Source organism: Photobacterium sp. DA100, assembly GCF_029223585.1.
In the GTDB taxonomy this organism is placed as follows: Bacteria; Pseudomonadota; Gammaproteobacteria; order Enterobacterales; family Vibrionaceae; genus Photobacterium.
Window position 1 is genome coordinate 499,328 of the sequence record NZ_CP119423.1, and the last position, 14,243, is coordinate 513,570.

Annotated in this window: 11 protein-coding genes; 10 read left to right on the plus strand and 1 reads right to left on the minus strand. The window is 55.1% G+C overall.

Annotation, left to right across the window (positions count from 1 at the left end; genetic code table 11):
• Window positions 1-63 precede the first annotated feature (63 nt).
• Window positions 64-2,850: a two-component sensor histidine kinase BarA gene (gene barA / locus PTW35_RS02560; RefSeq protein WP_281026423.1), complete on the minus strand. Its 2,787-nt coding sequence runs from the start codon at window positions 2,848-2,850 to the stop codon at window positions 64-66.
• Between the two features lie 153 nt (window positions 2,851-3,003).
• Here barA and rlmD point away from each other — a divergent pair, with 153 nt between their 5' ends.
• From rlmD to surE, 10 genes are all read left to right on the plus strand, one after another.
• Window positions 3,004-4,323, plus strand: a complete 1,320-nt coding sequence (gene rlmD / locus PTW35_RS02565; protein WP_281026424.1) for a 23S rRNA (uracil(1939)-C(5))-methyltransferase RlmD — start codon at window positions 3,004-3,006, stop codon at window positions 4,321-4,323.
• A 32-nt stretch (window positions 4,324-4,355) separates the two neighbouring features.
• Window positions 4,356-6,587 carry a GTP diphosphokinase gene (gene relA / locus PTW35_RS02570; protein ID WP_281026425.1) on the plus strand — a complete coding sequence of 744 codons (2,232 nt, stop codon included), beginning with the start codon at window positions 4,356-4,358 and terminating at the stop codon, window positions 6,585-6,587.
• Window positions 6,588-6,657: 70 nt separating this feature from the next.
• Window positions 6,658-7,467 (plus strand): nucleoside triphosphate pyrophosphohydrolase, encoded by an 810-nt coding sequence (gene mazG, locus PTW35_RS02575; RefSeq protein WP_281026426.1) that lies wholly within the window; start codon window positions 6,658-6,660, stop codon window positions 7,465-7,467.
• Window positions 7,468-7,666: 199 nt separating this feature from the next.
• A complete protein-coding gene (locus PTW35_RS02580) occupies window positions 7,667-9,307 on the plus strand; it encodes a CTP synthase (RefSeq protein ID WP_281026427.1) in 1,641 nt (546 codons plus the stop codon).
• An 81-nt stretch (window positions 9,308-9,388) separates the two neighbouring features.
• Entirely contained in the window at window positions 9,389-10,690 is a 1,302-nt protein-coding gene (eno, locus tag PTW35_RS02585; protein ID WP_039465216.1) for a phosphopyruvate hydratase, read from the plus strand.
• Window positions 10,691-10,930: 240 nt separating this feature from the next.
• Window positions 10,931-11,203: a cell division protein FtsB gene (gene ftsB / locus PTW35_RS02590; RefSeq protein WP_039465214.1), complete on the plus strand. Its 273-nt coding sequence runs from the start codon at window positions 10,931-10,933 to the stop codon at window positions 11,201-11,203.
• 5 nt (window positions 11,204-11,208) lie between these two features.
• Window positions 11,209-11,910, plus strand: coding sequence for a 2-C-methyl-D-erythritol 4-phosphate cytidylyltransferase (gene ispD, locus PTW35_RS02595; protein WP_281026428.1), 702 nt, complete (start codon window positions 11,209-11,211; stop codon window positions 11,908-11,910).
• Window positions 11,910-12,383: a 2-C-methyl-D-erythritol 2,4-cyclodiphosphate synthase gene (ispF, locus tag PTW35_RS02600; RefSeq protein WP_281027421.1), complete on the plus strand. Its 474-nt coding sequence runs from the start codon at window positions 11,910-11,912 to the stop codon at window positions 12,381-12,383. Before ispD ends, ispF begins: the two co-directional genes overlap by 1 nt.
• Window positions 12,384-12,447: 64 nt before the next feature.
• Window positions 12,448-13,512: a tRNA pseudouridine(13) synthase TruD gene (truD, locus tag PTW35_RS02605; RefSeq protein WP_281026429.1), complete on the plus strand. Its 1,065-nt coding sequence runs from the start codon at window positions 12,448-12,450 to the stop codon at window positions 13,510-13,512.
• Window positions 13,493-14,239 carry a 5'/3'-nucleotidase SurE gene (gene surE, locus PTW35_RS02610; protein ID WP_281026430.1) on the plus strand — a complete coding sequence of 249 codons (747 nt, stop codon included), beginning with the start codon at window positions 13,493-13,495 and terminating at the stop codon, window positions 14,237-14,239. The genes truD and surE overlap by 20 nt, the downstream gene beginning before the upstream one ends.
• Window positions 14,240-14,243 lie beyond the last annotated feature (4 nt).

Genomic DNA, 14,243 nt, shown 5'->3' on the forward strand with positions numbered 1-14,243 from the left:
AGGACCCAGGACCCAGGACCCAGGACCCAGGACCCAGGACCCAGGACCCAGGACCCAGGCTCTCTAGTGCCGATACGCCTTCGACGCCTTGACCACGTTGTTCATCTCGTCGATGAGCTCGAACAGCTCCGGCTCGATGTCGTCGGTGCTGGCCCCGGCCTTGAGCTCGGTTTCGATGGTATGGCACAGGTGCTTGAGGCGCGGTACGCCGCTGTAGGCGCAGCTGCCATGGAGCTTGTGGATTGGCGGCCACAGCTCGATATCTTTGCCGTCGAGCGCTTCGTTGACCAGCATTTCCACTTCCGGCATGAAGTCGAGCAGCATCTGCAGCATATCCTTGGCCAGCTCTTTCTTGCCCGCGGCCTGCTTCAGGGCCAAGTCCCAATCCCAGCTGACGTTCTGGTTCGCGCTCGCCGGTGCCTCGTTGCTGCTGGTATCGGCCTGGGAAGACTCGGGTGCCGTGGCGTCGAGGGCGTTGATCGGCTGGTCGTGCGGCGTGGTCCATTTGGCCAGGATCTGTTGCAGGATCCGCTCTTCGATGGGCTTGGTCAGGTAATCATCCATCCCTGCTTCAATCAGGCGCTCGCGCTCCCCGGCCATGGCGTGGGCGGTCACCGCAATCACCGGAGTGGAATGGTTGAGTTCGGTTTTGTGGATTTCCTGGCAGGCAGTGACCCCGTCCATTTCCGGCATCTGGATATCCATGAAAATCAGGTCAAACTCTTTCTGGTGGGCATACTCCACCGCCTTGCGGCCGCCGCTGGCGGTGATCACCGTCTCGACCCGCTCGCAAAGCAGGGCGGAGATCAGCTTGAGGTTGGCCGGGTTATCGTCCACCGCCATGACAGTCAGCGGCTGGATGCTTGGCGCTTCACTGCTGATTGGCTGCGGCTCCGGTTCGCTGAACTGATCGGGCTCGCTGACCAAGGCTTCGAACAGCTTGCGGTGGCCCAGAGGTTTCGGCAAGCAGGAGGTGACCCCGGCATTGAGCAGGCGCTCGGACAGGGCCAGCTCGGTGGTCGGCAGGCTGACGATCACTTTCTCACTGAGCTGTTCGGCCTTGAACACCTGGTCGAGCAAGGTCGCAATCGGCGGCTGCTCGCCCGGCGATAGGTTGAGCAGGGCAAAATCGTGGTGCTCGGCATCATCTGGCATGCTCGAGCGGTACGTGACATGGATACCGGCACGGATCAGGCGCTGCTGGATCACCGAGGCTGCCTGCATGTTGGGTTCGATCAGCAACAGTTTCTTGTTGATCAGCGAATGGGTGTCGATAGGCTGGGACACCGGCAGATCGGTCTTGTTCAGGCGCAGGCTGAACCAGAAGGTCGAGCCTTGGTGGAGGCGGCTGGTCAGGCTGACTTCGCCGCCCATCTGGCTCACCAGCTTCTGGGTGATCACCAGGCCAAGGCCGGTACCACCGTAGCGGCGGGAGATGCTGGCATCGGCTTGGCTGAAGGCCTGGAACAGCTGCGCCTGCTGGCGCTCGGAGATACCGATCCCGGTATCACGGACCATGAATTGCAGCTCGAGGCTTTCGTCGCGTTCGGTCTTGAGCTCGACCGAGACATCGATGTTGCCGCGCTCGGTAAACTTGACCGCGTTGCCGATCAGGTTGGTCAGTACCTGCTGGATTCGCAGCGGATCGCCGATCATGCCGCTCGGGATGCGGTGGTCGACCTTGAGGGTGAGCTCGAGGCCTTTTTCGTGGGCGCTCGGTGCCAGTAGTTTCATCACTTCATCAAGGGACTCGGTGAAGTCGAACGGGATATTTTCCAGCAGCAGCTTGCCGGCTTCCAGCTTGGAGAAGTCGAGGATGTCGTTGATGATGGTCAGCAGGTTGTTGGCCGATTTCTCGATAGTCTGCAGGTAGTCCTGCTGGCTGGAGCTCAGGCGGGTCTTGAGCATCTGGCGGGTGAAGCCGATCACTCCGTTGAGCGGGGTACGCAGCTCGTGCGACATGTTGGCGAGGAACTCGGACTTGACTCGTGCCGCTTCCTGCGCCCGCTTCTTGGCGATATCCAGCTCGACGTTCTGGATCTCGAGCTGCTCGAGGGTCTCACGCAGGTCCGAGGTGGCCTGATCGATACTCTGCTGCATCTCGATATGGTATTCCGATAGCGAAATCGCCATCGCATTGATACCGTTCTTCAGGGTATCAAGCTCGCCCAGCAGCTGGCCTTCGATACGCACATCAAGGTGGCCGCGGCGGATCCGGTCAACCATGCTTACCATGTGCGAGATCGGGCGGGTCACATCTTTCATCAGCCGGTAGGCGAACAGCGCAGACAGGGTCAGGCCGAGCAGCAGCACCATCAGGGCGGTAAAGACTTCCTGATACTGCTGCAGGCGCAGGGCACTCAAGTCGAGCTCGAGGGCGATATAACCGAGGGTTTCGGCCTGGTAGCCGGGAATGGACGCGTTGCTGAACTGGCCTTCCTTGAGGATCGGCGCGCGCAGGATCAGCGAGTTTTCGTTGAGCCGGGTTTCCAGCAACAGCGGGATTGGCTGATCTTCCGGGTACATCAGGGCCTCGAAGTTACGGTGGAAGTTCGAGGTGACGAACAGTTCGTTCTTGGTATTGAACACCGCAATACTGCGCACGATTTGCGAATGCTTGCGGTGGGCATAGCTGATCAAGCGGCGGACGGCCTCGCGGTTCTGGTCGGCCATGCCGTATTCGGTGGAGATCGCCAGGGGCTCGATAATGCTGGCACCGGTCGAGATAAGCTGATGTTCAAGATCGCGATATCGGCTCATGGTAAAAAATGCGCTCAAAAGCAGGCCAATAATCAGCGTCGGTGCTAATGTCAGGGTGAACACCCTGGCACGAAGTCCATATTTGGTCATGGTTCTCTTAATTACAAGAATGCGATTCTATGGGACAATTATCCCATCTATGGCCGCTAGCTTAATGAAAGTCAGGCTATTCGACAATCAACTCATCCTAAACTGTTGTAGAAATCACCAGTTTGGACAAATTGCTCCGTGGGTCCAATTACTATGGCACGCTTTTTTAAGCCTCAGAAAAGAAAATTAACCGATACCAAGCATAAAGAAATCACCATCAGCCGGCTCGACCACCTGGGTGCCGGTATCGGCCACCTCGACCGCAAGCCGGTGTTTGTCGAGGGGCTGTTGCCTGGGGAGAAGGCAATTATCCAGCTGACGGAAGACAAAAAGCAGTTTGCCCGTGCCAAGGTGATCCGCCGTTTGAGTGACAGCACTGAGCGCGTAGCCCCGGCTTGCCCGCTCTACGACCAGTGCGGCGGCTGTAACCTGCAGCATCTGTCGCACCAAGGCCAGGTGGCGGCCAAGCAGCAGTCCCTGGGGGAGCTGATGGGCAAGTTTGCCCGTACGGGCGGACAGGTCGAGCAGGTCGCGCCGATCACCAGCGCCGAATGGCAATACCGCCGCTGTGCCCGCCTCAGCGTGATGCCGAAGGGCGGGGAGCTGCAGATCGGCTTTCGCAAAAAGCAGAGCAAGGAAATCGTCGATGTGGCGCACTGTCCGGTGCTGGCACAGCCGCTGAATGAACTTTTGCCGGCGTTGCGTAGTCTGTTGTCTGGGCTCAAGGGGCGCAAGCACCTTGGCCATGTCGAGCTGGTCGACGCCGACAATGGCCGGGTGGTGCTGATCCGCCATCTGCAGCCATTCTCTGACAAAGACATGACCGCAATCCGTCAGTTTGCTGACCAGCACCAGCTAATGTTGTACCTGGCGCCCACTTCTGAGTCCCTCGATAGCATTTCCGGGCCGGCTCCTTATTATGAGTTGGATGGCCTGCAGTTGGCTTTCTCGCCGAAGGACTTTATCCAGGTCAATCGCGAGGTGAACCAGAAGATGGTGGCCCAGGCGATGGACTGGTTGGCTGTCGAACCTGATGATCGGGTACTTGATCTATTCTGTGGGCTTGGTAATTTCAGTTTACCACTCGCAAAGCGAGCAAAAGCACTGGTTGGTGTTGAAGGCGTCGATGAGATGGTGCATCGTGCATCAGAGAATGCAAAAAATAATCAACAGGTTAACGCTGAATTTTATCAAGCCAACTTAGAAGAGGATGTCACGGCAAAATCTTGGGCCCAAGAAAAGTTCAGCAAGGTATTGCTCGACCCGGCCCGGGCCGGTGCAGCTGGCGTCATGCAGCATGTGGTGAATCTGGGGCCTGAGCGGGTGGTTTATGTCTCCTGCAACCCGGCGACGCTGGCACGAGACAGCCAGATCCTACTGGCGCAAGGTTATCAGTTGGAACGGTTGGGTATGATGGACATGTTCCCCCATACCGGACATTTGGAGTCGATGGCGTTGTTTATCAAGCAATAGGCTCACATTACTAGAGTAAACAGGATAGAGAAATGGTCGCAGTTCGCGGTGCGCATTTAAAGGAAAATGATACATTCGAGCTTTCATCTTGGGTTGATAGCCTGAAGCAGGATGCCAAGGTAGCGAAGCATCTTGCCAAGACTTATCAGCGCTGTATCGACTTGACGACAGGGGACGAGCGCGCGTCATTATTGCTATGGCGGGGCCGCGAGATGGTCGAGATCCTGGTCACGCTCAGCATGGATAAAGATACGCTGGTGGCAGCCCTGCTGTTCCCGCTGGTGGAGGCTGGCGTCTACAGCCCGGAGCAGCTTAAGGAAGACTACAGCAACACCATTTTGCAGATGGTCACCGGTGTTGGCCAGATGGCAGCCATCGGTCAGCTCAACGCCACCAAGGAAGGTGCAGAGCAGTCGGCACAGGTCGATAATATTCGCCGTATGCTGCTGTCGATGGTCGATGACTTCCGTTGCGTGGTGATCAAGCTGGCCGAGCGGATCTGTAACTTGCGCGAGGTGAAAGACGAGCCGGATGAGGTGCGCCGGGCTGCTGCCAAAGAGTGTGCCAATATCTACGCGCCGCTGGCCAACCGCTTGGGGATCGGTCAGCTCAAGTGGGAAATCGAAGACTACGCGTTCCGTTACCGCCAGCCGGAGACCTACAAGCAAATTGCCAAGCAGCTTTCCGAGCGCCGCATCGACCGCGAGCAATATATCGAGCACTTCGTGACGGACCTGGCCAACGATATGAAGGCGTCGGCCATCAAAGCCGATGTCCAGGGCCGTCCGAAGCATATCTACAGTATCTGGCGCAAGATGCAGAAGAAAAGCCTGGCGTTCGATGAGCTGTTCGATGTCCGTGCGGTGCGGATCATCGCCGACGAAATCCAGGATTGCTATGCCGCCCTGGGTATCGTTCATACCAAGTACCGTCACCTGCCGAAAGAGTTTGACGACTACGTCGCCAACCCGAAGCCGAACGGCTACCAGTCAATCCACACCGTTGTGTTGGGGCCGGAAGGCAAGACTATCGAGATCCAGATCCGTACCAAGCAGATGCATGAAGAGTCGGAGCTCGGTGTTGCAGCCCACTGGAAGTACAAGGAAAGTGGCTCGTCATCGGGCGGAGCCAAATCCTCCTACGACGAGAAAATCAACTGGTTGCGTAAGCTGCTTGCCTGGCAGGAAGAGATGTCCGACTCGGGCGAGATGCTCGAAGAGCTGCGCAGCCAGGTGTTCGACGACCGGGTCTACGCCTTTACCCCGAAAGGCGACGTGGTGGATTTGCCGCTCAATGCGACGCCGTTGGATTTCGCCTACCACATTCACTCGGAAGTCGGCCACCGTTGTATTGGTGCCAAGGTTGAGGGGCGGATTGTGCCGTTTACCTACAACCTTCAGATGGGTGATCAGGTCGAGATTATCACCCAGAAAGAGCCGAACCCGTCACGCGACTGGCTGAACCCGAATTTGGGTTTTGTCAATTCCAGCCGCGCCCGCTCCAAGGTCCATGCCTGGTTCCGCAAGCAGGATCGCGATAAGAATATTTTGGCTGGCCGCGAGATCTTGGAGATCGAGCTGGTCAAGATTGGCGCGACCATGAAAGATGCCGAGGCCTATGCGCTCAAGCGCTTCAACGTCAACTCGACCGATGAGCTGTTTGCCGGGATCGGCAGCGGTGACCTGCGTATCAACCAGGTCATCAACCATATCAATGCCCTGGTCAACAAGCCCACTGCCGAGGAAGAAGATCAGCAACTGCTTGAGAAACTGACCGAAGCCAGCAGCAAACCGGCGACCACCAAGAAGCCGCAGCGTGATGCCGTCGTGGTGGAAGGGGTGGATAACCTGATGACCCACCTTGCCCGCTGTTGCCAGCCAATTCCGGGGGATGATATCCAGGGCTTCGTCACTCAGGGGCGGGGGATTTCGGTTCACCGCAGTGACTGTGAGCAGCTTGAAGAGCTGCGCCATGTTGCGCCGGAGCGGATCATTGACACGGTGTGGGGCGGCGGCTTTGTCGGTAACTACCACATCACAGTTAGGGTCACCGCGGCTGAGCGTAACGGCCTGCTCAAGGAGCTGACCAATACCCTGGCCAACGAGAAAGTCAAAGTGGCGGGCATGAAGAGCCGGGTCGATTACAAGAAGCAGATGTCGATCATGGATTTCGATATCGAGCTGACCGATCTTGAAGTGTTGAGCCGGGTACTCAAACGCATCGAGCAGGTGAGAGACGTCGCCGAAGCGAAAAGGCTCCACTAAGCCGTATTATGATGACAAAAGCGGGAGCCGAGGCTGCCGCTTTTTTCTTTTGTAGACAGAGAAGAGTTCAATGAGCAAGACACAGCGTCCTATCGAACAACTGGTTGAGATCATGGCCAAGCTACGCGATCCGCAGCAGGGCTGCCCGTGGGACTTGAAACAGACCTTTGCCACAATCGTGCCGCATACCCTGGAAGAAGCCTATGAAGTCGCCGATGCCATCGAGCAGCAGAACTGGGATGATGTCCGCGAGGAGCTGGGCGATCTGCTGTTCCAGGTCATTTTCTACAGCCAGCTGGGCAAGGAGCAGGGGCTGTTTGACTTTGATGATGTGGTCGAGGGGATCAACGAAAAGCTTACCCGTCGCCATCCCCATGTGTTTTCTGATACCGAGTTTGCCAGCGAGGCGGCCATTAACGCTAACTGGGAGGCCGAGAAAGCCAAGGAGCGCGCCAGTAAGGGCAGCGATGACAGTATTCTGGCCAATATTCCCCGCGCCCTGCCAGCACTCAGCCGGGCTGACAAAATCCAGAAGCGCTGTGCCAAGCACGGTTTTGACTGGGATACCCTGGGCCCGGTGGTCGACAAGGTGCAGGAGGAGATTGACGAGGTGATGGAAGAGGTCATCCAGGCGTCACCGGATCAGGATAGAATCGAAGAGGAAATGGGGGACTTGCTGTTCGCGGTGGCCAACTTCAGCCGCCATGTGCAGGTCAAGCCGGAAGTCGCCTTGCAGCGGGCCAACCAGAAATTCGAGCGCCGTTTTCGCGAAGTGGAGAAAACTGTGCTAGAAAAAGGGAAGCGCCTTGACGATTGTTCGCTGGAGTACCTGGATGCAATCTGGGACGAGGTCAAGCGCAACGAGCTGAAGACAAAGTGATCTAGGTGAAGAGGATACGGGCGGCCGAACCGGGGAATGGTCAATCTATAGTCACCTAGTTTAGTAGAATTGATTTGAAACAAAAAAAAACCAAACGTGCTGTGATAGTTTTCACGTTGTGGCGATAAAGTGTGTCTGGTATACTAATTTCCCGTCCAGATACTTTTTATATCCTCTATACCAATCTTCCAGGTAAAACATGACGACGAATTACATTTTTGTTACGGGCGGGGTCGTATCCTCACTAGGTAAAGGTATTGCTGCTGCATCGCTGGCGGCTATTCTAGAAGCACGTGGTCTGAAAGTGACCATGATGAAACTAGACCCTTACATCAACGTTGACCCAGGCACAATGAGCCCGATTCAGCATGGTGAAGTATTCGTAACGGAAGACGGTGCAGAGACTGACCTTGACCTAGGTCACTATGAGCGTTTCATCCGTACCAAGATGACCAAGCGCAACAACTTCACTGCGGGACGTGTTTACGCCGATGTACTGCGTAAAGAGCGTCGCGGTGACTACCTAGGTGCAACGATTCAGGTAATCCCACACATCACCAACGCGATCAAAGAACGTGTTATTGCTGGTGCTGAAGGCCACGACGTCGCTATCGTCGAAGTAGGCGGCACAGTAGGTGATATCGAATCTCTACCTTTCATGGAAGCTATCCGTCAGCTGGCTGTTGAACTAGGCCGCGAGCGCGCGATGTTCATGCACCTGACGCTGGTTCCATACTTGGCGGCTGCTGGCGAAGTGAAGACCAAGCCAACTCAGCACTCAGTTAAAGAACTGCTTTCTATCGGTATCCAGCCAGACGTGCTGATCTGTCGTTCAGACCGCATGATCCCGGCTAACGAACGTGCCAAGATCGCACTGTTCTGTAATGTGCCAGAGAAAGCGGTTATCTCCATGAAAGACGTAGACTCTATCTACAAGATCCCACAGCTTATCAAGGCTCAGGGCTTGGATGACCTAGTATGCCAGCGCTTTGGCATCACGGCTCCAGAAGCCGATCTGGCCGAGTGGGAGCAGGTGATCTACGAAGAAGCCAACCCGACTGCCGAAGTGACTATCGGTATGGTTGGTAAGTACATCGAACTACCGGACGCGTACAAGTCAGTGAACGAAGCACTGAAGCATGCAGGCCTGAAAAACCGCCTGTCTGTGAAGATCAAGTACGTGGATTCTCAGGATGTTGAGTCAAAAGGTACGGAAGTACTGGAAGGCCTTGATGCAATCCTGGTTCCTGGTGGCTTCGGCGGCCGTGGTGTAGAAGGTAAGATCCTGACTGCACAGTACGCCCGTGAAAACAAAATTCCTTACCTTGGCATCTGCCTGGGTATGCAGGTGGCACTGATCGAGTTTGCTCGTAACGTTGCAGGCCTTGAAGGCGCTCACTCAACCGAGTTCGATGCTCAGTCCAAGCACCCAGTGGTTGGTTTGATCACCGAGTGGGTTGACGGTGAAGGTAACGTTGAAGAGCGTACCGAAAAATCAGACCTTGGCGGAACTATGCGCCTAGGCTCTCAGCTTTGCCACCTAGCGGAAGGTTCAAAAGCGCGTGAACTATACGGTAACCCAACTGTACACGAGCGCCACCGCCACCGCTACGAAGTAAACAACAACTACGTCGCTCAACTTGAGAAGGCGGGTTTGAAGATTTCTGGTCTGTCTGCAGACAAGAAACTGGTGGAAATCATCGAGAACCCGAACCACCCATGGTTCGTGGCTGCTCAGTTCCACCCAGAGTTCACCTCAACGCCTCGCGATGGCCACCCTCTATTCGAAGGCTTCGTGAAAGCGGCTGGCGAAAACCAGCGTGGTGAGCTGAACAAGTAAGGATTACGGATAGCTGCGGCGGGTGTTAGCTGCAGCTATTTTTTTAGCTTTTAATTTGAAGATAAAGCAAGAGGAAACACAATGTCTAAGATCGTTAAAGTTCTAGGTCGTGAAATTATCGATTCACGTGGTAACCCAACTGTTGAAGCGGAAGTTCACCTAGAAGGCGGTTTCGTAGGTATGGCTGCTGCACCATCTGGTGCATCAACTGGTTCTCGTGAAGCTCTTGAGCTACGCGACGGTGACAAGTCTCGTTTCCTAGGTAAAGGCGTTCTTAAAGCTGTTGAAGCTGTGAACGGCCCTATCGCTGAAGCTCTAGTAGGTAAAGACGCTAAAGCTCAAGCTGAAATCGATCAGATCATGATCGACCTAGACGGCACTGAAAACAAATCTAACTTCGGTGCAAACGCAATCCTAGCTGTATCTCTAGCGAACGCTAAAGCTGCTGCAGCTGCTAAAGGCATGCCTCTATACGAGCACATCGCTGAGCTAAACGGTACTGCTGGTCAGTTCTCTATGCCTCTACCAATGATGAACATCATCAACGGTGGTGAGCACGCTGACAACAACGTTGACATCCAAGAGTTCATGATTCAGCCAGTTGGCGCTAAGACTCTTAAAGAAGGTCTACGTATCGGTGCTGAAGTATTCCACAACCTAGCTAAAGTTCTTAAAGCCAAAGGCATGAGCACTGCAGTAGGTGACGAAGGTGGCTTCGCTCCTAACCTAGAATCTAACGCTGCTGCTCTAGCTGCAATCAAAGAAGCTGTTGAGCTAGCTGGCTACGAGCTAGGCAAAGACGTAACTCTTGCTATGGACTGTGCTGCATCTGAGTTCTTCGACAAAGAAGCTGGCCACTACAACATGAAAGGCGAAGGTAAGATCTTCACTTCTGAAGAGTTCAACCACTACCTAGCTGGCCTAGTTGCTGAGTACCCAATCGTTTCTATCGAAGACGGTCTAGACGAGTCTGACTGGGATGGCTTCAAGCACCAGACTGAACTACTAGGCGACAAGATCCAGCTAGTAGGTGACGATCTATTCGTTACTAACACTAAGATCCTTGCTCAAGGTATCGAGAAAGGCGTTGCTAACTCAATCCTTATCAAGTTCAACCAGATCGGTTCTCTAACTGAAACTCTAGCTGCTATCAAGATGGCTAAAGACGCTGGTTACACTGCAGTTATCTCTCACCGTTCTGGTGAAACTGAAGATGCAACTATCGCTGACCTAGCGGTAGGTACTGCTGCTGGCCAGATCAAGACTGGTTCTATGAGCCGTTCTGACCGTGTTGCTAAGTACAACCAGCTAATCCGTATCGAAGAAGCGCTAGGTGAGAAAGCACCTTACAACGGTCTTAAAGAAGTTAAAGGCCAAGCTTAATTAAAAGCTGCGCGTCGGGGTAACCCGAGCTGATACTGAAAACCGCCCTTCTGGGGCGGTTTTTTTATGGGCGAATAGCGGCTTGGAGGCCTACAGCCCCTAGTGTCAGCCTGCAAGTTATGGGAATATACCAAACTGAGTAATATTCAGTTTGGTATTATTACCAGCGGCTTGACACGTCTTTGTGTTTCAATCTGTTATGATTAGCTTAATTTCTAATACCATTGCCAAGAGGATGCAATGAGATTGTTAAACCTCCTGCTGCTGGCAATCCTTAGCTGGTTACAATATGACTTCTGGCTCGGCAAGAACGGCATGGTCGACTACCTGGCGGTGCGCGACAACGTAGTGGTGCAACAGCAGGCCAATGCCGAACTGGCTCAGCGCAATCAGCAAATGTATTTCGAAATTCATGACCTGCACCGCGGTCAGGAAGCAATCGAAGAGCGAGCCCGTAACGAGCTGGGAATGATCGGAACGGGTGAGACCTTTTTCCGTATTGTCAGTGACTGAATTCCATGAAAGATAAATTGATCGCAGTCGTACCGGCTGCTGGTGTTGGAAGCCGGATGGCGGCTGACCGACCTAAACAGTACTTGCTTATTGCAGGCAAGACTATTCTTGAACATACCATTGATCGCCTGCTGCAGCACCCGATGATCGACCGCGTCGTGGTCGCCGTCAGCGAGCAAGATCCGTATTTCCCAACGCTGCCGTTGGCGAAGCATCCCCAGGTTACCCGGGTCAATGGCGGGGCGGAGCGGGCCGATTCGGTCTTTTCCGGCCTGGCGGCCATCGATGACCCTGATGCCTGGGTGCTGGTGCACGATGCCGCCCGGCCTTGTCTGCGCCAGCACGATCTGCAAAAGCTGATCGAGGAGGCGCTGGCGAGCGAGTACGGTGCTATCTTGGCGGCACCGGTGCGCGATACCATGAAGCGAGGCAATGGTCAGCAGTCGATAGCCTCGACCGTGGAGCGCAGCGATCTCTGGCATGCCCTCACTCCGCAGATGTTCCGTGCTGGCCAGCTGAAGCAGGCGCTGGAAAAAGCACTGGCCGATGGGGCGAGCGTCACCGATGAAGCCTCCGCGCTGGAGCACTGTGGCATGGCGCCGAAATTGGTTGCCGGGCGTGCCGACAACTTGAAAGTGACCCAGCCAGAAGATCTCGCAATCGCGGAATTTTACCTGCAACATTTATTGAAGGAAGAGCAACAATGATGCGAATTGGACATGGCTTTGACGTGCATAAATTTGGTGGCGACGGGCCGGTGATTATTGGTGGCGTTGCGATCCCTTATGAGCAGGGGCTGATTGCCCACTCGGATGGCGATGTGGCACTGCATGCGGTGTGCGATGCCTTGCTTGGTGCCATTGCTGCCGGTGATATTGGCCGCCATTTTCCCGATACCGATGCCGAGTGGGAAGGGGCTGACAGCCGCATGCTGCTGCGCGATGTATACCGCAAAGTCAAAGCGAAAGGCTATCGCCTAGGCAACCTGGATGTCACCATTATTGCCCAGGCGCCGAAAATGGCCCCGCATATTGATGCAATGTGTCAAGCTATTGCCGAGGATCTGGAGACCGATGTTGACAACATCAATGTCAAAGCGACCACCTCGGAGCGCCTAGGGTTTACCGGGCGCAAAGAAGGCATTGCCTGTGAAGCGGTAGTGCTCATCAGCAAAGAATAAATCGGGCAGGGCGGTGGTAGCCCTGTCTTCTGGCATTTCGGTGCTGCTAAAGAATGGTGTAATTATGTCTACGGTAATGGACAACTTCAGCTGGTTGTATGGAAAACCAAGCTGTCAGGGCCGAATTAAGGTTGAACCTGAAGATTTTGTAGTAAAGGAAAACCTTGGCTTCGAGTTTGCCGGCACGGGCGAGCATTTCATGGTGAAGATCCGTAAAACCGGTGAAAACACCAAGTATGTAGTGAACGAACTGGCCAAAGCTTGCGGTGTCAAATCACGCGATGTGAGCTGGGCGGGCCTGAAAGACCGCCATGCGGTGACCGAGCAGTGGCTCAGTGTTCACCTGCCGGGCAAACCGGATCCGGATTTGGCCCAGTTTGTTGCCGAGCATCCCGGTGTCGAAGTACTGGAAACCGCCCGCCATGACAAGAAGCTGCGTCCCGGGGATCTGGTCGGCAACTGGTTCCAGTTGACCCTGCGTGATTTGGATCAGGCCGATGATGTGGTGGCGCGCTTGGCGCAGGTTGCCAAACTGGGTGTGCCGAACTATTTCGGTGAACAGCGTTTTGGCCATGGCGGCAACAATGTCGTCAAGGCACGGGCCTGGGGCAATGATGAATTCCGCGTGCGCGACAAGAGCAAGCGCAGCTTCTACTTGTCAGCCGCTCGCTCGTGGCTGTTTAACATGGTGCTGTCCGAGCGCATCAAGCAGCAGGATGTCCACACCGTTATTGATGGTGACTTGCTGCAAGTCGATGGTGATGAGGGGGGCCACTTGGTGGAAGCCGATATTGCGCAGTGGCAGCAGGCTGTTGATAACGGCACTGCCAGCATTACCGCCCCGATGATGGGCGACAATGCCTTGCCGACGTGTGGCCAAAGCGAAGCGTTCGAAATGGAGATTGTCGAGCAAGAACCGTTGCTGCTGAAGTTGATCCGCGATAACCGGATGCGCCATGAACGCCGGCCGTTGCTGCTGAAACCGCAGGACATGGCTTGGCAGCATGATGGCGACACGGTTACGGTTTCTTTTGCGCTACCGGCTGGTTGTTTTGCCACCGCAGTCGTTCGCGAGCTCATGGTCGAGCTGCCACAACAGGAAGGATACGATGCGAATTCTGATCAGTAATGATGATGGTATCTTCGCTGAGGGGATCAATACCCTGGCGGAGGCATTGAGCGAAATTGGCGAGGTGACGGTGGTTGCCCCGGACCGAAACCGGTCAGGGGCGTCCAATTCGTTGACTCTGGATAACCCGCTGCGGATCCGCCATGAAGGTGAGCTGCGGATCTCGGTGGAAGGCACGCCGACAGATTGTGTCCACTTTGCACTCAATGAATGGCTCGATGAGCGCCCTGATGTGGTCGTCGCCGGGATCAACCACGGTGCCAACTTGGGAGATGACGTGCTGTACTCAGGCACGGTTGCGGCGGCGACCGAGGGGCACTTCCTCGGTGTACCGGCGATAGCCGTATCCTTGGTCGGGCATCAGCACTTTGACACTGCCGCCCAGGTGGTGAAGCGAGTGCTGCAAAAAATGCAGTCACAGCCACTGCCGAGCAATAAAATTTTAAATATCAATGTGCCGGATGTCGCTTATTCAGATCTAGGGACTTGGCAGGTGACCCGCCTGGGGGCCCGTCACCGTGCCGAGAATATGGTCAAGGGAATCGATCCCCGGGGCAAGGAGCTTTACTGGCTGGGTCCGCCGGGGCCTTGCCAGGATGCCGGGCCTGGCACTGATTTTTACGCCATTGAGCAGCAATGTGTATCGATAACCCCACTGCAGGTTGATCTTACCGCGCATGACGCGCTGGCAGGGATCAGTGAGTGGATTGAGCAACAGGAGAAATAGTCGC

What these genes read in the sequence shown, in the direction of transcription:
- truD (WP_281026429.1), top strand. Translation starts at nt 12,448, where the DNA reads ATGTCTACGGTAATGGACAACTTCAGCTGGTTGTATGGAAAACCAAGC.
- ispD (WP_281026428.1), top strand. Translation starts at nt 11,209, where the DNA reads ATGAAAGATAAATTGATCGCAGTCGTACCGGCTGCTGGTGTTGGAAGC.
- eno (WP_039465216.1), top strand. Translation starts at nt 9,389, where the DNA reads ATGTCTAAGATCGTTAAAGTTCTAGGTCGTGAAATTATCGATTCACGT.
- mazG (WP_281026426.1), top strand. Translation starts at nt 6,658, where the DNA reads ATGAGCAAGACACAGCGTCCTATCGAACAACTGGTTGAGATCATGGCC.
- PTW35_RS02580 (WP_281026427.1), top strand. Translation starts at nt 7,667, where the DNA reads ATGACGACGAATTACATTTTTGTTACGGGCGGGGTCGTATCCTCACTA.
- rlmD (WP_281026424.1), top strand. Translation starts at nt 3,004, where the DNA reads ATGGCACGCTTTTTTAAGCCTCAGAAAAGAAAATTAACCGATACCAAG.
- surE (WP_281026430.1), top strand. Translation starts at nt 13,493, where the DNA reads ATGCGAATTCTGATCAGTAATGATGATGGTATCTTCGCTGAGGGGATC.
- ispF (WP_281027421.1), top strand. Translation starts at nt 11,910, where the DNA reads ATGCGAATTGGACATGGCTTTGACGTGCATAAATTTGGTGGCGACGGG.
- relA (WP_281026425.1), top strand. Translation starts at nt 4,356, where the DNA reads ATGGTCGCAGTTCGCGGTGCGCATTTAAAGGAAAATGATACATTCGAG.
- ftsB (WP_039465214.1), top strand. Translation starts at nt 10,931, where the DNA reads ATGAGATTGTTAAACCTCCTGCTGCTGGCAATCCTTAGCTGGTTACAA.
- barA (WP_281026423.1), bottom strand. Translation starts at nt 2,850, where the DNA reads ATGACCAAATATGGACTTCGTGCCAGGGTGTTCACCCTGACATTAGCA.